We start from the raw sequence: 20452 nt of genomic DNA, 5'->3' as shown, positions 1-20452 counted from the left end.
GCAACCGGGCTTTTTCGGTGGGTTTTCGCGGGCTAGCTAGCAGCTAGCGCTCAGGGCGCGGCTAGTAGCGGATAACCCGTCGGCCGTCCACGCCGCCGTTGATGAGGCCATCGAAGACGTCGTTGACGTCATCCAGCTTGACCTCGGTGACGGTCGGCTTGATCTTGCCGCGGGCGTAGAAGTCCAGCGCCTCTTCCAGGTCCTGACGCGTACCGACCAAGGATCCGCGGATGGTCAGGCCCTTGAAGACGATGTCGAAGATCGGCGCCGGGAAGTCTCCCGGGGGAAGGCCGTTGAAGACGATGGTGCCGCCCTTGCGCGCCATGCCGATGGCCTGACCGAAGGCCTGCGGGTGGACCGCGGTCACGAGCACGCCGTGGGCGCCGCCCTGGGTGTATTCCTCCACGGCCTGAGCCGGATCCTGGTCCTTGGCGTTGACCGCGAACTCGGCGCCGTGCTTCTTGGCGAGCTCGAGCTTGTCGTCCGCGATGTCCACCGCGATAACGCGCATGCCCATGGCCACGGCGTACTGCACGGCCACGTGGCCGAGGCCGCCGATTCCGGAAATCACCATGAACTGACCCGGCTTGGTCTCAGCCTCCTTGAGGCCCTTGTAGACCGTCACGCCGGCGCACAGGATGGGGGCTACCTCGATGGGATCGGCGCCTTCCGGGATGCGCGCGCAGTAGCGGGTGTCGACCAGCATGTATTGGCCAAACGAGCCATCCACGGTGTAGCCGCCGTATTCGGCCTCGTTACACAGGGTTTCCCGGCCGGTACGGCAGTACTCGCAGGTGCCACACGCGGACCAGAGCCACACGTTGCCCACGATGTCGCCTACCTTGACGTCGTGCTCGCCCGGCCCCAGCTTGACGACCTCGCCGACGCCCTCGTGTCCAGGCACGAAGGGCGGCTCCGGCTTGACGGGCCAGTCGCCGCCAGCGGCGTGGACGTCGGTGTGGCAGATGCCCGAGGCGATGTTCTTGACCAGCGCTTGGTTGCGGCCGGGCTCCGGCAGGTCAATGTCTTCGAGGTTAAGCCGTGGGCCGAATTCTTCGACCACCGCGGCGCGGAATTGATCTGACATGGCGGTTGGTTCCTTTCTACGTTGCTCACTGCCCCAGGCAGTCCACTTGAACTAGTCAACCCGTGGCATCTTCGACTGGATGTCATACGTACCGGCGCAAGTGCCTTAACCAGCAGCGTAGAAGTGGCGAAGGGGCCACGCTAGGGCCCTACCCCACGTGCGAAACCTGCGAAGAACAGTGTTAACACCGCGTGGTGTGGACCCACCCAAGTAGTTCCTGAGGCGAACCAGGGCCGAGCCCAATTTTACCCAATGTTATGCCCGATAACACTATTAATGACTTAAAGTGATCTACTGCACGCCCTGCTCATGGTGCCAATTTTCATTAAGGGAAAAACTTACCCCCCCGCCAAACTAAATAGTCTGACGGGGGAAGCGTGCCGCGTAGGCGGCGAGCGCGGCTACTGTCCCACCGAAATGACGTTCTTCTTGTCCTTCGGTTTCGGCTTGCCCGGGTCGTCGCCGGTGACGTCGATCTTGTCCACGTCGAACATGGCGGAGATGAAATCGGCCACCCACTGGACCAGCTCGGTATCGCGCAGCTGCGGCGAGGTAACGTTCCGCCCCGCCTTCGGGAAAGGCACCTGCAGAGCCTGGGCCGCGGCGCGGTAATTCGACCCCGGGTACAGGCGCTTGAGGCGCACCTGCTTGGAATCAGGCAGCTCGACCGGGTGGAACTTCAGGCGGGTGCCCTGCACCGTGACGTCGGAGATCCCCGCCCGGCGCGCCTGGTGGCGCAGCCGTGCGACGGCCAGCAGGCGCAGGACCTCGGTGGGCACGGGCCCGAAGCGGTCCTCCATCTCCTCTCGCACGGCGCGCAGGTCCTTATCGTCCTGGGAGGCCGCGAGCTTGCGGTAGACCTCCAGGCGCAGGCGCTCGGAGTTGATGTAGCGCTCCGGGATATGCGCGTCCACCGGCAGGTCGATGCGGATTTCCTTCGGGGCCTCGTCGGTCACCTGCGGGGTCTCGCCCTTGGCCAGGGCCTTGAAGGTCTCCACAGCCTCGCCCACCAGCCGCACGTAGAGGTCGAAGCCGACCCCGGCGATGTGCCCGGACTGCTGGGCGCCCAGCACGTTGCCGGCACCGCGCATCTCCAGGTCCTTCATCGCCACGGCCATGCCGGCGCCCAGGTCGTTGTTCTGGGCGATGGTGGCCAGGCGGTCGTAGCTGGTCTCGCTGAGTGTGGCACCCTTCGGGTAGAGGAAGTAGGCGTAACCGCGCTCGCGGGAGCGCCCCACGCGGCCGCGCAGCTGGTGCAGCTGGGACAGGCCCATGTGGTGGGCGTTTTCCACGATCAAGGTGTTGGCGTTGGCGATGTCCAGGCCGGTCTCGACGATGGTCGTGCACACCAGCACGTCGTATTCCCGGTCCCAGAAGCCCTGCACCGTTTTTTCCAGGACTTCCTCGGGCATCTGCCCGTGGGCGACCACCACGCGGGCCTCCGGCACGAGCTCGCGGATCTCGCGCGCCTTCTTTTCGATGTCGGCGACCTTGTTGTGGATGAAGAAGGTCTGGCCATCGCGCAGCAGCTCGCGCCGGATGGCGGCCGCGACCTGCTTGTCCTCGTAGGCGCCGACGTAGGTCAGCACCGGGTGCCGGTCCTCCGGCGGGGTGAGGATGGTGGACATCTCGCGGATGCCAGCCATGGACATCTCCAGGGTGCGCGGGATAGGCGTGGCGGACATCGTCAGCACGTCGACCGAGGCCTTGAGCGCCTTGATGTGCTCCTTGTGCTCGACGCCGAAGCGCTGCTCCTCATCCACGATGATGAGCCCCAACTGCTTCCAGTACACGCCGGTCTGGAGCAGGCGGTGGGTGCCGATGACGATGTCGACCGTGCCATCCGCCAGGCCGGAGATGATCTCCTTGGCCTCCTTCTGGGTGGTAAAGCGGGAGAGCACCCGGATTTCCAGCGGGAAGCCCGCCATGCGCTCGGCGAAGGTGTTGTAGTGCTGTTGGGCCAGCAGCGTGGTCGGCACGAGGACGGCGACCTGCTTGTCGTCTTGGACGGCCTTGAAGGCCGCGCGCACGGCGACCTCGGTCTTGCCGTAGCCGACATCGCCCACCACGACGCGATCCATCGGCACGGTGGATTCCATGTCGTGCTTGACGGCATCGATGGCCAGCATCTGGTCCTCGGTCTCCACGAAGGGGAAGTTGTCTTCCATCTCCTGCTGCCAGGGCGAGTCCTCCGCGAAGGCGTGTCCGGGCGCGGCCTGGCGCTTGGCGTAGAGCTGCACCAACTCGCCGGCGATTTCGCGCACGGCGGCCCGGGCTTTCTTCTTGGTGTTCTTCCAGTCCGAGCCGCCCATCTTGGACAGCTTCGGGGCCTCGCCGCCGGTGTACTTGCTCAGCAGGTCCAGCGAGTCCATGGGCACCCACAGCTGATCCGCCGGCTGGCCGCGCTTGGAAGCGGCGTATTCCAGCACGATGTACTCGCGCCGCGAGGTCTCGTCCCCGGCCTTGATGGTGCGCTCGGCCATCTTGAGGAAGCGGCCGATGCCGTGGGTTTCGTGCACGACGAAATCGCCCTGCTTCAGCGCCAGGGGATCGACCTTGTTGCGGCGCTTGGCCGGGCGGCGCTTGGCACCGGCGATATCGCCCACACGGTTACCGGTCAGGTCGGTTTCCGTGATGACGACCAGCGGCAGGGCCTCCGCGTCCTTGAGCTTGCGCACCTTGGGGAAGACCAGCCCGGCGTGGCTGAGCGCCTGGTACAGGGTGACCTTGCCGGGGCTGGGCTCCCAGCCCGGGGTGGCGACCTCGGTGGGGATCCCCTTCTCGGCGAAGCGGTCGACCATGCGTTTGATGGCGCCGTGGGCGGGCGCGATAAAAGCCGCGCGGCCGCCGGCCTGGGTGTGGGCCAGCAGCTCGGCCATCATCTGGTCAATGGCCTTGAGATCCCCGCGCGGGGTCGGGCCGGGCTCGAACTCCAGCGGCAGGGTCTGCGCCTCGTCGGCGGCGAACATGCCGGGCGGCGCAAAGGTCCACAGCGGGCGCCCGGAGTCGGTGACCAGGTCCGAGAGCTCGTCGTAGTCGCGGAAGCTGGCCGCGGACAGGTCGAGGCCCTCCGTGGCCAGCGGGCCGTCGGCGCCCATGGCGACGGCCTCCCAGCCGGCGGCCATGAACTCCGCGTCCGTGTCGACGAGGTCAGAGATGCGCGTGCGGATCTTCTCCGGCGCCACGAGGACCACGTGGGCGCCCGCGTCCAGGAAGTCGGTCAGGGGGACCATCGGGGCATCGCTGAGCGCCGGCAGGAGCGCCTCCATGCCGTCGGCGGGGATCTTCTCGCCCAGCTTGGTCAGCAGCTCCACCAGGGCGGGGTTGCCCGGGTGCTTCTGGGCCAGCTCCCCGGCCCGCTGCGCGACCGCGTCAGTCACGGGCAGCTCGCGGGCGGGATAGACGTCGACGGCGCCGACCTCGATCTCGGGGATGGTGCGCTGATCGGCCACGGAGAACTTCCGGATATCAGTGATCTCGTCGCCCCAGAACTCCACGCGCACGGGGTAATCCAGCGTCGTCGGGTAGACGTCCAGGATCCCGCCGCGGATGGCGTATTCGCCCTTCCGGGCGACCATGTCCACGTGGCGGTAGGCCTTAAAGTCCAGGGCCTCCACGAGCGCAGTAAGGTCGTGCTCTTCCTCCTCCGCGAAGTGGATCGGCGCGCGGCCTTCCACATCCTTGAGGATGGGCTGGCTAAAACCGCGCGCCGCGGTGACCACCACGCGCACGTCGCCGCGTGCCAGCCGGTCGAGGACCTGCGCGCGGCGGCCGATGATATCCACGCCGGGGCTTAGACGCTCGTGCGGCAGTGTCTCCCAGGCCGGGAAATAGGCCACGGCGTCGCCCAACATGGCGGCCAGTTCGGCGCTTAAATCCTCCGCCTCGCGGCCCGTCGCGGTGACCACCAGCACCGGCGCCTGGTTGGCCAGCGTGCCGATCGCCCAGGGGCGCGCCTGGTCAATGCCGGTGATGTGGAGGGCCCGCTCCCCCACCTGGGCCGCCAGGCCTTTCAGCTTCGGATCGGAGGCAACGACCTTGAGCAGGCCGGCCAGCATTGCCGTCATGAATTCTCCTCTTCCTGTGTCTGCCCCGCGCCACCGGCCGGCGGCGCGACGAGCTTCGGCTGGGCTTGCATGTCGGAGAGCCCATTCCAACACAAATTAACAATATGCGCGGCCACGACCTCTTTGTCCGGCTGGCGTACATCCAGCCACCATAGCGCCGTGGTGGAGACCATCCCAACCAGCGCCTGGCCGTAGAGCGTCGCCAGTTCCTCGTCCAGCCCCCGGCGGGCGAAAGCCCGGCCCAGTATATAGCTGACCTGGCCAACCGCCGTATTCAGCAGCGTCCCATAGGAGCGCTCCGTGCCCGGCTTGGAATCCCGCACCAGAATGACAAAACCGTCGGTCTCCTCCTCCACGTAGGTCAGCAGCGCGAGCGCGGCCTGCTCAATGCGCTCCCGCCAGCTGCCGTGGTCGATCGCCTCTGTAATGACGCCCTCCAGCGCCACCATCTCCCGATCCACAACGACGGCGTAGATGCCTTCCTTGCCCCCGAAATGTTCGTAGACCACCGGCTTCGAGACCCCAGCCCGCGCCGCGATCTCCTCGACGCTAGCCCCATCGAAACCTAGCTCAGCGAAAGCCGCCCGCCCCACAGCCAGCAGCTGTTCGCGCCGCTGGCGGCCCGTCATGCGTCGTTTCACCATGCCTTAAAGCCTAGCCGCCGATGCCCCCGGCCAGCACCACCGGGCCTGCCACCCACCGCAGCGCCCCAGCGCGCACCAACCACCCACAACACCATTGCCCAACCTCGCTACAGCGCCACAACCCGATTATTCCGATCCCCGGCCCGTAAGGTAGTCTGTTAGGGCACAACGCCACTTCAATGGAGCGTCGTGATTCCCCATGGTGTAATCGGCAACACTACGGTTTTTGGTACCGTCATTCTAGGTTCGAGTCCTAGTGGGGAAGCTTTTCGTTTACCCGCCCCGACCAGTTTCCACTGGTGGGGCGGGTTTTACCAATCCGACGTCCAACCGGCCCAAACTTTCTGGGGCTATTTTCTGTTTTTCGCGGTGGACTTTCTCGTACCCCACTCACCGTGTCTAGCACTAGACAAGGATCTGGCCGACGCATAAGCTCGAGATCAGACGGCAAGGGAAAGGTCCCGGCCATCGAACACGGAAGAGAGTCCGACATGCACAAGACTAGTGTCTTCACCCAACACCTCACCACCACACTCGTCACTGCCACAGGTGCGGATTCCCGCATTTCCTGAGTGGGACCGCGGGCGCTTCACACAGTTCTGGAAACCCACTCCCCTCATCTTTGACCGAGAGTTAAGACATGACCTATATCATCAGCGCGACCCAGTTCGACTACGACTTGGAGGCCTGGGGCGAGACGCTCCCGGAAGTGCGCAAGAAGCTCATCGACGAGGCCTTGTACCAGGGCATAAATATGGACTGCTGGATAGACCAGGTCCACGCGGTCTCCCCTCTCGATGAGTCCGTATTGGACGAGGACGAGCTCGCAGAGATCAACGACCCGCGCCCACTGAACTCGGATATCCTGTGTGAGTTGGCCATCCACGTCTGGGGCGCGCCGGACGTCAAGTACGAGGTAACTGAGACTCCCGTCTCCATCACCCGCGGCGAACTCAAGGCATCCCAGCACCTGCTGGGTTTGGACAATGCCGGCATGGCGCACGCGCTCAGCGTCGCCCCGCGCACCTACGCCCGCTGGATCGCCGGGACCATGGGCATCCCGATGGGGATCCGCGAAGACGTGTGCGGCCTTTTTGCTCGCATGGACAAGGACGCGGCCGAGCTCAGCGAACTGCACTACCAGGAGACGATCGTCGTCTACCCGAGCACCGAGTCGGAACAGCAGCTCGTCGGCCGCAGCCTGGGCTGGGAGCAGCGCACCTGCGAGCTCGCGATGCGCAAGCACGGCGTGCCCGTCTACCTAGGCGGCGAGGTCTAATGACCCACTAGATCGCTAAAAACGCCCCCGCAAGTAACCATCAGGTCACCTGCGGGGGCGCTTCCATATCGCAGCTCTGAGCTGCGTTAGCTGCGGACCTTCACGAGGTCGCGGTACACAGTGGGCTCGGAGACTTCCAGACGCTCCGCGGCTGCGGCGATTCCACCTTTGAGCAGGAAGAAGCCTGCTTCTTCAAGGTCCGCAACGACCTCCAGACGCTCGTCTCGACGCATCTGGTTTGGCGCAGCGCCTTGCTTTTCTAGTGCGGTATCCAGCATGGATTCCAACAGAGACTCCAGGTTGGTCCGCAAGCTTTCCAGGGAGTGGTGGTTTTCTTCCTCTGCCTCGTCCGAACCGGTGTTGGTTGCGTTGGAGACGGCCGCAGCGCTCGTGGCTTGCGCGAGCTCTACCGCCCGGCGCTTGGCCTCGGCCGTGGTCGGCATGGGAGCTCCCTCGGCAGCGCTGTCGCGGGATTCCCCGATGAGGCTGCCAGCTAGGCGCTGCACGTTGACGAGCTCGGTGATGTCAACGTTCACGCAGACCATCCCGATGAGTTCATTGGACTCATCCCGGATGAAGTAGCTGGACGAACGGCAGATTCGGCCGACGGCGTTTACTGAGCGGTAGCCCGCCACGAACGGAATGGAGTCGTGGGAACCTTGCTTCATGAACCACAGGGCGAAGTCCGTGACCGGGCCGCCGACCTTACGGCCACTGATGTGGCTGTTAACGATGGCGATGATGGACTCATCCGGCACGGTCAGGTCGTGCAGGACAACCTCACAGTTGGGGCCCATCGCCTGGCCCATGAACTCAACCAGGGGAACGTAGCGGGCATGCAGGTCGGCCGTGTCTTTCACCGGTGCGGAGGTGATGAGGTCTTTCAATGCCGTGTGCATGTCCGCGTTCCTTATCTCTGGTAGGGGCTCAATATTTTGCTGTGATTTTTCTTACGCTTACCGTAAGTTTAGCTGCAAGGCAGCAGTCGGGGGAAGAGAACGGTGGCCAGACCGCCCTCGGAGGTCTCCCGGTACTTGGAGTTCATGTCCTTACCGGTCTGGTACATGGTCTCAATGACGTTGTCCAGGGACACGGTCGGGTCGGACTCGCGCTCCAGGGCCATGCGGGCCGCGTTGACGGCCTTGACGGCGCCGACCGCGTTGCGCTCGATGCAGGGCACCTGCACCTGGCCGCAGACCGGGTCGCAGGTCAGGCCCAGGTTGTGCTCCATGCCGATTTCGGCAGCGGCGCACACCTGCTCCGGGGTGCCACCCATCAGCTGTGCCAGACCGGCAGCAGCCATCGAGCAGGCCACGCCGACCTCGCCCTGGCAACCAACCTCAGCGCCGGAGATGGAGGCGTTCATCTTGAACAGGGCGCCCACCTGGGTACAGGTCAGGAAGTAGTCGCGGTAGGTGTCCTCGTCGACCGGGGCGACGAACTTGTCGTAGTAAGCCAGCACGGCCGGGACGATGCCGCAGGCACCATTGGTCGGGGCGGTAACCACGCGGCCACCGGAGGCGTTGACCTCGTTGACGGCCAGGCCGTAGACGTTGAGCCAGCTCATGGCGCTCAGCGGGTCGTTGCCGCCGTTCGGCTTCTCCGTCAGGCGCTTGTACAGGACCGCTGCGCGGCGGGGAACGTGGAGCTTGCCCGGCAGGGTGCCCTCGGTGGTGATGCCGCGCTGGATGCCCTCCTTCATGACCTCCCAGACCTTGGCCATGTGTTCGCGCACTGCCTCTTCGCCGTGGGCCTCAATCTCGTTGGCCATGGCCAGCTCCGGGATGGACAGGTCGTGGCGGCGGCACAGGTCGAGCAGGGCCGCGGCGGTCGGGTATGCGTACGGTACCGGCTGGTGCGGAGCGCAGGCGCCGCCGACTTCCTCAGCCTCGACGATGAAGCCGCCACCGATGGAACAGTAGAACTTCTCCATGACGACCTCGTCGCCGTTGTAGGCGGTCAGGGACATGGTGTTCTCGTGTGCCGGGTGGAAGTCGGAGCGGAAGACGATGTCGTCGAAGTCGACCATGCGCTGGGCCGAGCCGATTTCCAGCTTGTTCGTGGCGCGTACCTTGGCCAGGAAGACCGGCATTTCGTCGATGTCGACGGTCTCCGGCTCGTTGCCAGCCACGCCCATGATGATGGCGTCGTCGGTGGCGTGGCCCTTGCCCGTCAGGGACAGGGAGCCGTAGACCTCGGCGTGGATGCGGTCGACCCGGTCGATGATTTCGGCGCGCTCGAGTTCATCGACGAACTGGCGGCCGGCCTTCATTGGCCCCAGGGTGTGGGAGCTAGAGGGCCCGATACCAATCTTGAACATTTCAAAGATACTGACGAACATGGCTGGATTACCTTTCCGAAGTTTTCCTATTCCCGTAGTGGGAGTACCGAAGTGGGGGCGGAGGAAGTGGTCTTAGAAGACCTGGATGATGTTGTAGACGATGGTGGCTACGGCCACGATGCCGATGACGGTGATGAAGTAGTTGCCGAAGTTTCCGCGGAACTTCTTCAGGGCGTCAATCTTGTGGATGGCGTACTGCGGCATCAGGAAGAGCAGGATGGCAATCGTCGGGCCACACAGGGTTTCAATCATGCCCAGGATGGACGGGTTAGCCCAAGCAACCAGCCAAGCGGAGACCAGCATGAAGATGAGGGTGCCGGTTTCCAGAGCCTTGTTGCGCTCCAGGCGGCCGCCGGAGGACTTCACGACGATGCCTTCGAAGCCTTCGGCCGCACCGAGGTAGTGACCCAGGAAGGACTTGGCGACGGCGATGATGGCGACAATCGGGGCGACCCAAGCGATAATCGGGTCATCGAAGTGGTTAGCCAGGTAGGACAGGATGGTGATGTTCTGTTCCTTGGCCTCTGCGACGTTCTCCGGGGACAGGGACAGCGCGCAGCTGAAGACGAAGAACATAACCACGCCGACCATGAGGGCCTCAGCGGCGGCCAGGACCTGGCCGGTCTTCTTATCGGCAGCTGCACCGTACTCCTGGCGCTTTGCCTTGGCGAAGGAGGAGATAATCGGCGAGTGGTTGAAGGAGAAGACCATGACCGGGACCAGCAGCAGCAGGGTAACGCCCAGGCCGTGGCCGGAGACGCGGGAAATCTCGCTCATGTCGAAGGTGCTGAACAGGGCGCCCGACCAGTTCGGGATGAGGTACAGGGACAGCAGGACCAGGATGGCGATGAACGGGAAGACCAGGACGGACATGGCCTTAACCACGAAGTCGTTGCCCATGCGGACAATCAGGATGAGGCCGCCGACCAGGATGGCCGACAGGAGCCAGCGTGACGGAGGCTCAATGCCCAGCTGGTGCTGCATGAAGCTGGAGACCGTGTTGACGATGGTGACCGAGTAGACCAGCAGAATCGGGTACACCGACAGGAAGTACAGGATGGTCATGGCCATGCCGGCCTTCGGGCCGAAGTGCTCCTCGACCACCTGGGTCAGGTCAGCGTCCGGGTTGGAGCTAGAAAGCATGAAGCGGGTCAGCGCGCGGTGGGCCATGAAGGTCATCGGGAACGCAACCAGCGTCATGATGATGAGCGGGATGATGCCGCCCTGGCCGGCGTTGATCGGGAGGAAGAGGACGCCGGCACCAATTGCGGTACCGAACAGGCTCAGCATCCAGACCGTGTCGGTCTTGTGCCAACCGCGAGGATCGACGGTGGGCTTTTCGTCGGCAAGAAGGGTGGCCGTGTTCTTTGCGTTGACGGCCTGCGAATCGCCAGAGCCGGATTCTGAACCGGCGGCGTTCTGCGGGTTGATGATTGTGGACATTGTTGTCTCTCCCAGTAGTGCGATATGTGAGCCACTTTCAGGACTCGGGTGGGACTGCCATCTGGAACCCTTGTGACGGCTGCCACTCGATTTCCCTTTCGTGTTAGTTGTAACTTTATCCCTCCCCCGAGGGTTGTGCAAATAAATTTGCTGCAAAACCCAAGAAAATGACTGCAATGTGACCAAACACTCAGAAATACGGCGTACCCAGCAGGTTTATCGCCCTATAGCGATACGGTAGTACCGTTTAACTGCGTGCAAAACCGCCCTTTTTGCACGAATGACAAAGATTTTTTCAGCCCTTTAGCGGAAATTGCAGAGTAATTTTTATCAGCTTCAGGCCTTTATCACGACCGCGAGCGCGCGATTACTTGCGGCGCTGCCCCCACCAGCGGTTTCCGGCGCGCCGCACGAACTGCGCCATGTGTTCCGCGGTGTAGTTCACGGGCGCGCGACCCGGGCGGGCCAGCACCCACCCGCGCCAGTAGGCCAGCACCGCCAGGCCCGTGCCCACCAGCGGCGCCACCAACATGCCGAGCGCCTGGAATCCGGAGATGGAAAAGCCCACCATGACCACCCCCGTAATAATGGCGGGCACGGCATAGAGCGGGCTGCCGCCGAAGATGCCTGGAATCTGCCCCGAAGCGATGTCACGAATCATTCCCCCACCCACGGCGGTCAGCACGCCCATGAACACGCAGGCAATCAGCGGCATCCCGTGGGAGAGCGCCTTGACGCACCCAGTCGTGGACCACACGCCCAAGATGATGGCGTCGCCGTGGACCTTGAAGATCTCCCAGACTTTGCCCTTGAGATCGGTCAAGAACGCCACCAGCGCGCCCACGCAGGCCAGCCCCAGGTAGGCCGGGTCGGACACAGCGGCGGCCGCGCCCGCCCCGATGAGCATGTCGCGCATCATGCCGCCGGCCAAGGCCGAAAACAGCGCGAGGAAGATGAAGCCCACGATGTCGAATTCCCGCTTGCGGGCAATCGTCCCGCCGATGATGCCGTTGAGGACCACCCCGATCAGATCAAAGACTTGATAGAGGGTGGAGATGAGCGGATCGACGTCGTGCATGCTTTCCACAATAGGCAACCGCGCGGAGCCCAACCCCGCCCGGATGCCCTTTGCCTGCTGTGCTGGCTACTTGGCGTCCAGATTGGACTGGTGCCCGCCGGGGTTGCCGCGCGGCGCCGGCTCGTTCGCACCAGCCGCGGGCTGGGCCTGATTGGTCGGCGCGTAGGGGCTGCGGGAGGCATCGATAGAGCCGTGCTGGGCGTGGTTGGACGAGTGCCCGGCGTGCTCATCGAAGGTCATCGCCGCCGGATTCACGCGCACGTCGGGCTCGTCGCCGGGCTCGACCACGACGAACTGCCCCATCATGCCCTCGTCCTCGTGCAGGAGCATGTGGCAGTGGAACATATAAGGGATGGTCGGGTCTGGGTAATAGCCAAATTCCACCAGAAGGGTCGCCGTCGCCTTCGGCGGAAGGTCGATGGTGTCCTTCCATCCCTGGGTCGGAACCTCAATCCCCTGCCCGTTGAAGTCCAGGATCTTGAAGCGGGAGTTGTGGATGTGGAAGTTGTGCGGCCAGTCCGCGTTTTCGTTTTCCACGTGCCAGATTTCCGGCTTGTCGTGTTCAATGACCTCGTCCACGCGGGCCATGTCCATAGACTCGCCATTAATAAGGAAGGTATTGAGCACGAACGTGCGCTCCTTCAGCCCGTCCGAATCGGGCGTCTTGTCCGCGGCCGGGTCGAGCTTTGCCGGCAGCGCCGGGGCTTCCGGCGCGTCATCCTGGGGGCCGCGCAGGGTCAGCAGGTCGAAGGAGTCCTGGAAGCCGAAGTCCACGGTGTACTCGCCGTTTTCGGGGATGCCGAAACGGTCCTCGCGCGGGTGGGAGACAAGCTTGATTTCCTCGCCCGGGGCCAGGTCCACTAGGGCCTCGACGCGCTCACCGGGGCCGAGCAGAATGTCGTCGGCCTCCACCGGCGCGCCCAACAGTCCGGAGTCCGTGGCGATGACCTGGAAGGGAGCGTCGTTGTCCAGGCTGAGCGTGTAGAAACGCATGGTCGCGCCGTTTAAGAAACGCAGCCGCACCCGGCGCGTGGTGGCCTGGAAAAAGCAGTTGGTCTGGCCGTTTACCACCGGAGTGGTACCCATCAGGCCTAGCGTGTCATCGATCCGGTTGTCCAACTGGTCGTCGTCAGTGAATTTGAGATCGCAGATGACGACCGGGATATCGTCCACCCCGTAGTCGTGCGGGATTTCCAGCGATTCGGAGACCTCGTCGTCCAGGATGAACATGCCAGCCAGCCCGCGGTAGGCCTGCACGGCGGTCTGCCCGTGCGGGTGCGGGTGGTACCACACCGTGGCGGCAGGCTGCGCCACCGTCCAGGACGGCTCCCAGCTCTCCCCCGGTTCGATGGGCGAGTGCGGGCCGCCGTCGGCATACGCCGGCAGCTTCATCCCGTGCCAGTGGACGGTGGTCATCTCCGGCAGGTTGTTATCTACGCGGACCTTGACCTCCTCGCCCTTCTTGGCGCGCAGCGTCGGGCCCAGGTAATCGCCGTTGAACCCCCAGGTCCGCGTGCGCGGCTGGCCGGGCAGGATCTCGGCATGGCCGGCCTGGGCCTGCAGGTTGAACGTGCGGGTTGTACCCTCCAGCGAGCCTTCATAGAGCGGCGGGATGGCCAGCTCGCGCAGGTCGCCGTCGTAGCCGCGCGGTGCGGGCTGCTGGCTGGACTGGCTATCAGAGCACGCCGCCAGCGCGGGGGCCGCCGCAGCGCCCAGGGCGGCGACGAGCGTGCCGCGGAAAAACATTCGCCGGTTGAACGGGCGGTGCACATGGGCACGAGCGGGCATAAACAATCACCTTTGCCTTCACAACACCGTGAACAATTGATACTCCCTCCAGCCTAGGCCACCGGCCTCGCCACCTGTCCCGTGTTGGCGCCGCCGCGCACAATCTCACACCGGACGAGCTTGTTCCGCCGAGCTGAAGTTCTCGCTTCGCGGGCCGCAGCGAGGCCGTCCTTACTACCCAAAATTTTCGCCGTCCAATAGGCTCAGCACCATGCAAAACAAGAATAGGGAATCCCACAACGCGCGGCGTTTCGTCTGGGCAAACGGTCTGCAAAACCTCGGCGACCAGGTGGTCTCCGCCAAGACGGTGCTGCCGTGGGCGTTCCAGGCCGCGGGCGTTCCCCATTTCTTCACCGCCTTGCTGGTGCCCTTCCGCGAGTCCGGTTCGATGCTGCCGCAGGCAGCGCTGACCCCCTGGGTGACCACGCACAACAGCCGCAAGAATCTGTGGATGATCGGATCGGTCGGCCAGGCCGTTTCCGCTTTCCTCATCGGGCTGGTCATCATCGTCGCCCGCGGCTGGTTGCTGGGCGCCGGGGTGTTGCTGGCGCTCGCGGCGCTGTCCGTCTTTCGGGCCCTGTGCTCCATCGCGGGCAAGGACGTCCAGGGCCGCACGATTTCTAAGGGCACCCGCGGCGAGGTCACCGGCCGGGCTACCGCCGTCGGCGGCGGCGCCACCCTCATCGTTGGCATCTTCCTCGTGTTGACCGGGCACCTGCCGCAGTGGGCGCTGGGCCTGTTGGTGGTCGCCGGCTCGCTGACCTGGGCGGTGGCCACCCTGGTATTCCGCGGCATCGAGGAGCCGGTCACGGAGGAGACCCAGCAGCCGCCGGCCCAGTCCTGGTGGCGCGACACCTGGAATCTGTATACCGAAGACAGCCGCTTTCGGCAGTTCGTCAACGTCCGCTCCCTGCTGTTGGTCTCCGCACTCTCGACCACGTTTATCGTCACCCTGGCCCAGCGCAACGGCGATACGCTGCTCGGCGGCCTGGGCTCGTTCCTGTTGGCCTCCGGCGTGGCCTCGCTCATCGGCGGGCGGGTCTCCGGGGTCTTCTCCGACAAGTCGTCCCGCAACGTGATGGCCGGCGGCGCCGCGGTGGCCTCCGTGGTCCTGGTTCTTATCGTGGCTGCGGATGCCACCCTGCCCGCTGCAGTCAACCAGTGGCTGCTGCCCGCCGGCTTCTTCGTGGTCACCCTGGCCCACACCGCCATCCGCGTGGCCCGCAAGACCTACGTGGTGGACATGGCCGAGGGCGATCAGCGCACCCAGTACGTGGGCGCGGCCAACACGATGATGGGCGTCATGCTGCTCATTGTCGGCGGCATCTCCGCACTTATCGCCCTGGCCGGGCCCTCGGTTGCGCTGCTCTTTTTGGCCATCGTCGGCGCCATCGGCGTGTGGCGGGCCCGCCAGCTGGAAGACGTCTCGGCGTAGGACTTTGTGTGTACAACGCCGCGGATCGCTCCAACGTGTCTGCTCAAAAGAACGCGGCTGGGCGCGCTCCGCTATATGATGTTTAGCGAAAAACTTATTGCACTTTCGCCGATTAAGATTTTGGAGAGTTCCCCACGTGGCAAGTCCGCAACCCGTAGCCGTCATCGTTCTCGCCGCCGGCGCTGGCACCCGCATGAAGTCTGCAACGCAAAAGACTTTGCACAGCATCGGCGGCCGCACCCTTCTGGGCCATAGCCTGCACGCCGCCGCCGGCCTGGAGCCCGAGCACCTCGTGGCCGTCGTCGGCCACCAGCGTGACCAGGTCTCCCCCGCCGTCGATAGCCTCGCTGAGGAGCTCGGCCGGGAGATCCTGCAGGCGGTCCAGGAAGAACAAAACGGTACCGGCCACGCCGTGCAGTGCGGCCTGGAACCGCTACCGGACTTCGAGGGCACCGTCATCGTCACCAACGCCGACGTCCCGCTGCTGCGCGCCGAGACCATCGACGGGTTGCGCGCCGCACACCAGGAGGCCGGCAACGCGGTCACCGTGCTGTCGATGGAGCTGGACGATCCCACCGGCTACGGCCGCATCGAGCGCGCCGAGGATGGCTCCGTGCAGGCCATCGTCGAGCACAAGGACGCCAGCGACGCGCAGCGCGCTATCCGCGAGGTCAACTCCGGCGTCTTCGCCTTCGACGCCGCCACGCTGCGCTCCGCCCTGACCCGCCTGGACACCAACAACGCCCAGGGCGAGCTCTACATCACCGACGTGTTGGAGATCGCCCGCGAGGACGGCCAGTCAGTCGGCGCCTTCCGCGCCCCGGATCCGGCGGAGCTTGCCGGCGTCAACGACCGGATCCAGCTGGCCGCCGCCGGCCGCGAGCTCAACCGCCGCCTGGTGGAAGCGGCCATGCGCGGTGGCGCCACCGTGGTGGATCCGGAGACCACCTGGATTGGTGTAGGCGTGACCATCGGCCAAGACGTGACCATCCACCCCGGCACCCAGCTGTGGGGTACTACCTCCATCGGCGACAACGCCGTGGTCGGCCCCGATACCACCCTGACCGACATGCAGGTAGGAGCCGGCGCCAGCGTCATCCGCGCCCACGGCGAGGGTTCGGTCATCGGCACCGAGGCCACCGTCGGGCCGTTCACCTACATCCGCCCCGGCGTCATCCTCGGCGAAAAGGGCAAGCTGGGCGGCTTCGTCGAGGCCAAGAAGGCCCACATCGGGCCGGGCTCCAAGGTGCCGCACCTGACCTATATCGGGGACGCGACCGTCGGCCGCGAATCCAACATCGGTGCCTCCTCCGTCTTCGTCAATTACGACGGCGTCAACAAGCACCACACCACCGTGGGCGACTACGTCCGCACCGGCTCGGACACCATGTTTATTGCTCCGGTGACGGTCGGTGACGGCGTGTATTCCGGAGCGGGTACAGTAATCAAGGACGATGTTCCGGCAGGAGCACTCGTTGTCTCTGGTGGCAAGCAGCGCAACATCGAGGGCTGGGTGCAGAAGAAGCGGCCGGGTACCCCGGCGGCGGAGGCGGCAGCCCGTGCGCAAGACGAACCACATAACGGCGACCACAAATAAGAAGGGTTTTTAACTCGCTATGACTGGCAAAATCACTGGCAGCAGCAAAAACATGAAGCTGTTTTCCGGGCGCGCACACCCGGATCTGGCTGAGGCCGTAGCCAAGGAGCTCAAGACGGACCTAGTCCCCACCACCGCCCGCGACTTCGCGAACGGCGAAATCTTTATTCGCTTCGAGGAATCCGTGCGTGGTGCCGACTGCTTCGTCATGCAGTCCCACACCCAGCCGCTGAACAAGTGGCTGATGGAACAGCTCATCATGATCGATGCGCTCAAGCGCGGTTCCGCCAAGCGCATTACCGCTATCCTGCCGTTCTACCCTTACGCGCGACAGGACAAGAAGCACCGCGGCCGCGAGCCCATCTCCGCCCGCCTGGTCGCCGACCTCCTGCAGGCCGCCGGCGCAGACCGTATCGTCTCCGTCGACCTGCACACCGACCAGATCCAGGGCTTCTTCGACGGCCCGGTCGATCACATGCACGCCATGCCGATCCTGACCGACTACATCAAGAAGACCTACCCCACGGACAACATCACCGTGGTCTCCCCGGACGCCGGCCGCGTCAAGGTCGCCGAGAAGTGGGCCCACGAGCTGGGCGACGCCCCGCTGGCCTTCGTCCACAAGACCCGCTCCACCGAGGTGGCCAACCAGACCGTGTCCAACCGCGTCGTCGGTGACGTCGAGGGCCACGACTGCATCCTGCTGGATGACATGATTGATACCGGCGGCACCATCGCCGGCGCGGTCCGCGTCCTCAAGGAGGCCGGCGCCCGCAAGGTCATCATCGCCTGTACCCACGGTGTCTTCTCCGATCCGGCCCGTGAGCGCCTGTCGGAGTGCGGCGCGGAGGAGGTCATCACGACCGATACCCTGCCGCAGTCCACCGAGGGCTGGTCCAACCTGACGGTCCTGTCGATCGCGCCGCTGCTGGCCCGCACGATCCACGAGATCTTCGAAAACGGCTCGGTTACTACCCTGTTTGAGCCGCGAGACTAAGAAAAAATCACTACCCTGGGTGCCCTAGGCAACTCCCCCGTTGCGACCGTGAGCCGGAACGCCTAAACGCTCCGGTGGGTCGCAACGGTGAGGGAGCCACGACCACAAGGAAGGACACTCATGGGTAGGTTTTCTAATTTCGACGGATCCGTAGCCCTGGTCATCGGGGCCGGCTACGGAATCGGAGCCGCGGTGGCCGAGGAACTCAGCGAGTGGGGTGCTCGCCTCGTTGTCGCGGACGAAGACCCGCAGCTGCTCGGCCAGCTCGTCGAGAAGCTCCGCGCCGCCGGCGCGGAGGTCACCGGCCACGTCATGGACACCACCGTGGAGGCCGCCCACCGCGACGCCGTCGACTTGGCCGTCCAGACCTACGGCGCGCTGCACCTGGCGGTCAACTGCCCCGGCTACGGCGGCAGCGACGACCATACCGGCGAATTCGCCGTGAGCGAGTGGGATCAGCTCATCGACCGCAACCTCAACGCCGTGGCCTACGGCATGCGCTACCAGCTCGAGCAGTTCATGGACCAGGAACGTACCTCGACGTGCTCGATCGTCAACGTCGCCTCCGTGCACGGCGCCTTCGCCTCGGCGGGTAATTCCGCCTACACCGCCGCCAACCACGGCGTGGTGGGCCTGACTAAGAGCGCCGCCCTGGAATACGGCTCCAAGGCCATCCGCATTAACTGCGTGTGCCCGGCCTATGTGCGCGGCGCCCGCCTGGCCAAGGACATGGACGATGAGGCGCTGCACCGCGTCATCAATTCCCACCCGCTGGGCCGCCTGGGCCAGCCGGAAGAGGTGGCCCACTTGGTGCGTTTCCTGCTGTCCCCGGACGCGTCCTATATCACTGGCAGCGCCCACATGGTGGATGGCGGCTACACCGCTGGCTAGCATTTGCCCAGCACAGCCGCTAAAGTTCTACGTTGTTGTTGAAAGATTTCAACGTGAAAGGACTTTTTGTGAAAAAGGCTCTCATGCTGGGAATGGCGTACTTCAGTTGTACTGTCGGCGCCGGCTTCGCCTCCGGCCAAGAGATGTTGTAGTACTACGCCGCCTTCGGCTGGTGGGGTGTCATCGGCGCCATCATCGCGCTGGTGCTCATGCCCTTGGCGGCGATGATCGCCATGCAGTACGGGAGCTATTTCCAGGCGACCTCCCACGACCGCGTCTTTTCCAGCGTGTCCGGCAAGTTCCTGGCCCGCTTCGTGGACTATTCCATCACCTTCACGCAGTTTTGTATTTCCTTCGTCATGCTGGCCGGTGCGGGCGCCAACCTCAACCAGCAGTTCGGCCTGCCGCTCTGGGTGGGCTCGACGCTGATGGCCGTCGCCGTCATCATCTGCGGCATGATGAACGTCGAGAAGGTCACCAACACCCTGGGCTCTATCACCCCGTTCGTGGTTGCCCTGCTGGTGATTGCCGCGGTCTATTCCTTCATGAACGCCCCGGCGGATCTCGCCGCCGTGGGCCAGTTCGGCATCGATAACGTGGAGACCACCCTGCCGAACTGGTGGGTCTCGACCTTCAACTACGTCGGTATCGCCATGATGGGTGGCGTCTCCATGGGCATCATCATGGGCGGCGACACCACCGACGTGCGCACCGCCGGCCGCGGCGGCATCATCGGCGGCCTGCTCTTCGGCGTCCTGCTGGTCATGATGGTCGTTGCCATGATCTTCAACGTCACGGACGTCTACGAGGACGCCCTGCCGACGCTGAGCATCATCACCAACGTCAATAGCACCCTGGGCCTGTTCGCCTCGCTGGTCATCTACGTCATGATTTTCTCGACCGCGCTGGGCAACTTCTACAGCCTCTCCCGCCGTGTGTCCACGCACGCCCCGCAGCGTTTCCGCCTGACCCTCGTGGTCATCGTCATCGTCGGCTACGTGCTGTCCTTCCTGGACTTCGCCACCCTGGTCGGCGCGGTCTTCCCGATCATGGGCTACGTTGCCCTGGTGATGATCGCCGTGCTGATCTTCACCTGGCTGGCCCGCGGCCGCGGCATCATCACCGCCGAGTCCCGCCGCCGCGACAAGATCCGCTCCCTGGTGCTGCGCATGATCGACCCGAAGCAGAAGTTCAGCAACGCCCAGCGCACCGAGCTCTCCCACGAGATCTTCCACTCCAACCTGGCTTCCCAGCCGCTGCGCGAATCCGTCTCCCAGGAGGTCATCGCGGAGCTGGACGCGGACTCCAGCAACCCGTTCAGCGCCGAAGGCTACGAGGTGGATGAAGACTGGCTGGAGGGGCGCTACGAGCCCATCCACCGCGGCCAGGTGCGCTACGTCAGCAAGACCGACCCGACCGGGTACGACGCCGACGGCAACCCCATCGCCGCGTCCGACAAGGCGGCTAACGATGCCGCGGCCGAAGCCCCCGCCACGGCGCGCCCGCAGAAGGCCTCCGAGCAGGACTCCTAGGAGTGACCAGCACTCCTAGGCGTATATGGTGTCTCGAGGCACCATGCTCCCCGGGGCACGGAAATTGCGTCGCCGGGGCCGCGCGTGCTAGATTTCTATCTGTCTCGGCGAGGGCTGACTAACCACGCGCGTGGTGTTGGCCGTTATCGACGCGATTGATAAAACTACATTCCAAGCTTCACTTATCCAAGCCTGCGATGTGACTCGACCAAGACGTCCATCGGCAGGCTTTAGTCGTATTTATACGCCTAGTCCTTGCCGTGTGTACTTTTC

The 20452-nt window shown here is 64.5% G+C and carries 14 protein-coding genes; 6 read left to right on the top strand and 8 right to left on the bottom strand.

Annotated features, from left to right (window positions below; all coding sequences use genetic code 11):
- Positions 1 to 61: 61 nt before the first annotated feature.
- From adhP to ACEE23_RS03295, 3 genes are all read right to left on the bottom strand, one after another.
- Positions 62 to 1087: an alcohol dehydrogenase AdhP gene (gene adhP / locus ACEE23_RS03305; RefSeq protein ID WP_368521008.1), complete on the bottom strand. Its 1026-nt coding sequence runs from the start codon at positions 1085 to 1087 to the stop codon at positions 62 to 64.
- A gap of 401 nt (positions 1088 to 1488) precedes the next feature.
- On the bottom strand, positions 1489 to 5145 hold the full coding sequence (gene mfd, locus ACEE23_RS03300; RefSeq protein ID WP_368521104.1) for a transcription-repair coupling factor: 3657 nt from the start codon (positions 5143 to 5145) through the stop codon (positions 1489 to 1491).
- Between the two features lie 5 nt (positions 5146 to 5150).
- On the bottom strand, positions 5151 to 5798 hold the full coding sequence (locus tag ACEE23_RS03295; RefSeq protein ID WP_368519537.1) for a TetR/AcrR family transcriptional regulator: 648 nt from the start codon (positions 5796 to 5798) through the stop codon (positions 5151 to 5153).
- 640 nt (positions 5799 to 6438) lie between these two features.
- Here ACEE23_RS03295 and ACEE23_RS03290 point away from each other — a divergent pair.
- Complete coding sequence (locus tag ACEE23_RS03290; RefSeq protein ID WP_448871962.1) at positions 6439 to 7077, top strand: hypothetical protein; 639 nt, start codon at positions 6439 to 6441, stop codon at positions 7075 to 7077.
- Positions 7078 to 7163: 86 nt separating this feature from the next.
- On the opposite strand, the gene ACEE23_RS03285 is transcribed toward ACEE23_RS03290, so the two are convergent.
- The 5 genes from ACEE23_RS03285 to ACEE23_RS03265 form a co-directional block, all read right to left on the bottom strand.
- Complete coding sequence (locus tag ACEE23_RS03285) at positions 7164 to 7976, bottom strand: helix-turn-helix transcriptional regulator (RefSeq protein ID WP_368519535.1); 813 nt, start codon at positions 7974 to 7976, stop codon at positions 7164 to 7166.
- 68 nt (positions 7977 to 8044) lie between these two features.
- Positions 8045 to 9418, bottom strand: a complete 1374-nt coding sequence (locus tag ACEE23_RS03280) for an L-serine ammonia-lyase (RefSeq protein WP_368519534.1) — start codon at positions 9416 to 9418, stop codon at positions 8045 to 8047.
- A 72-nt stretch (positions 9419 to 9490) separates the two neighbouring features.
- A complete protein-coding gene (locus ACEE23_RS03275; protein ID WP_368519533.1) occupies positions 9491 to 10861 on the bottom strand; it encodes an HAAAP family serine/threonine permease in 1371 nt (456 codons plus the stop codon).
- A 367-nt stretch (positions 10862 to 11228) separates the two neighbouring features.
- Complete coding sequence (locus ACEE23_RS03270; RefSeq protein WP_368519532.1) at positions 11229 to 11939, bottom strand: trimeric intracellular cation channel family protein; 711 nt, start codon at positions 11937 to 11939, stop codon at positions 11229 to 11231.
- Positions 11940 to 12005: 66 nt separating this feature from the next.
- Positions 12006 to 13727, bottom strand: a complete 1722-nt coding sequence (locus ACEE23_RS03265) for a multicopper oxidase family protein (RefSeq protein ID WP_368519531.1) — start codon at positions 13725 to 13727, stop codon at positions 12006 to 12008.
- A gap of 211 nt (positions 13728 to 13938) precedes the next feature.
- Here ACEE23_RS03265 and ACEE23_RS03260 point away from each other — a divergent pair, with 211 nt between their 5' ends.
- The 5 genes from ACEE23_RS03260 to ACEE23_RS03240 all read left to right on the top strand — a co-directional run bounded on the left by ACEE23_RS03260 (position 13939) and on the right by ACEE23_RS03240 (position 20179).
- Complete coding sequence (locus ACEE23_RS03260; RefSeq protein WP_448871958.1) at positions 13939 to 15162, top strand: MFS transporter; 1224 nt, start codon at positions 13939 to 13941, stop codon at positions 15160 to 15162.
- Between the two features lie 136 nt (positions 15163 to 15298).
- Positions 15299 to 16759 carry a bifunctional UDP-N-acetylglucosamine diphosphorylase/glucosamine-1-phosphate N-acetyltransferase GlmU gene (glmU, locus tag ACEE23_RS03255; protein ID WP_368519529.1) on the top strand — a complete coding sequence of 487 codons (1461 nt, stop codon included), beginning with the start codon at positions 15299 to 15301 and terminating at the stop codon, positions 16757 to 16759.
- 19 nt (positions 16760 to 16778) lie between these two features.
- Positions 16779 to 17756, top strand: a complete 978-nt coding sequence (locus tag ACEE23_RS03250) for a ribose-phosphate diphosphokinase (RefSeq protein WP_448871956.1) — start codon at positions 16779 to 16781, stop codon at positions 17754 to 17756.
- Positions 17757 to 17876: 120 nt separating this feature from the next.
- Complete coding sequence (locus tag ACEE23_RS03245) at positions 17877 to 18647, top strand: SDR family NAD(P)-dependent oxidoreductase (protein WP_448871954.1); 771 nt, start codon at positions 17877 to 17879, stop codon at positions 18645 to 18647.
- A 203-nt stretch (positions 18648 to 18850) separates the two neighbouring features.
- The gene (locus ACEE23_RS03240; protein WP_448871952.1) at positions 18851 to 20179 is read left to right on the top strand and encodes a YkvI family membrane protein; all 1329 of its coding nucleotides are present in this window, start codon (positions 18851 to 18853) and stop codon (positions 20177 to 20179) included.
- Positions 20180 to 20452 lie beyond the last annotated feature (273 nt).

The sequence above is a fragment of the Corynebacterium sp. 32222D000AT genome (assembly GCF_053546955.1).
Note: the sequence above shows the minus strand (reverse complement) of the source record. Positions and strands in the feature narration are given on the sequence as shown.

Excerpts from the sequence above, each read along its gene's own strand:
- adhP (WP_368521008.1), bottom strand. The coding sequence starts at position 1,087 with ATGTCAGATCAATTCCGCGCCGCGGTGGTCGAAGAATTCGGCCCACGG.
- mfd (WP_368521104.1), bottom strand. The coding sequence starts at position 5,145 with ATGCTGGCCGGCCTGCTCAAGGTCGTTGCCTCCGATCCGAAGCTGAAA.
- ACEE23_RS03295 (WP_368519537.1), bottom strand. The coding sequence starts at position 5,798 with ATGGTGAAACGACGCATGACGGGCCGCCAGCGGCGCGAACAGCTGCTG.
- ACEE23_RS03290 (WP_448871962.1), top strand. The coding sequence starts at position 6,439 with ATGACCTATATCATCAGCGCGACCCAGTTCGACTACGACTTGGAGGCC.
- ACEE23_RS03285 (WP_368519535.1), bottom strand. The coding sequence starts at position 7,976 with ATGCACACGGCATTGAAAGACCTCATCACCTCCGCACCGGTGAAAGAC.
- ACEE23_RS03280 (WP_368519534.1), bottom strand. The coding sequence starts at position 9,418 with ATGTTCGTCAGTATCTTTGAAATGTTCAAGATTGGTATCGGGCCCTCT.
- ACEE23_RS03275 (WP_368519533.1), bottom strand. The coding sequence starts at position 10,861 with ATGTCCACAATCATCAACCCGCAGAACGCCGCCGGTTCAGAATCCGGC.
- ACEE23_RS03270 (WP_368519532.1), bottom strand. The coding sequence starts at position 11,939 with ATGCACGACGTCGATCCGCTCATCTCCACCCTCTATCAAGTCTTTGAT.
- ACEE23_RS03265 (WP_368519531.1), bottom strand. The coding sequence starts at position 13,727 with ATGCCCGCTCGTGCCCATGTGCACCGCCCGTTCAACCGGCGAATGTTT.
- ACEE23_RS03260 (WP_448871958.1), top strand. The coding sequence starts at position 13,939 with ATGCAAAACAAGAATAGGGAATCCCACAACGCGCGGCGTTTCGTCTGG.
- ACEE23_RS03250 (WP_448871956.1), top strand. The coding sequence starts at position 16,779 with ATGACTGGCAAAATCACTGGCAGCAGCAAAAACATGAAGCTGTTTTCC.
- ACEE23_RS03245 (WP_448871954.1), top strand. The coding sequence starts at position 17,877 with ATGGGTAGGTTTTCTAATTTCGACGGATCCGTAGCCCTGGTCATCGGG.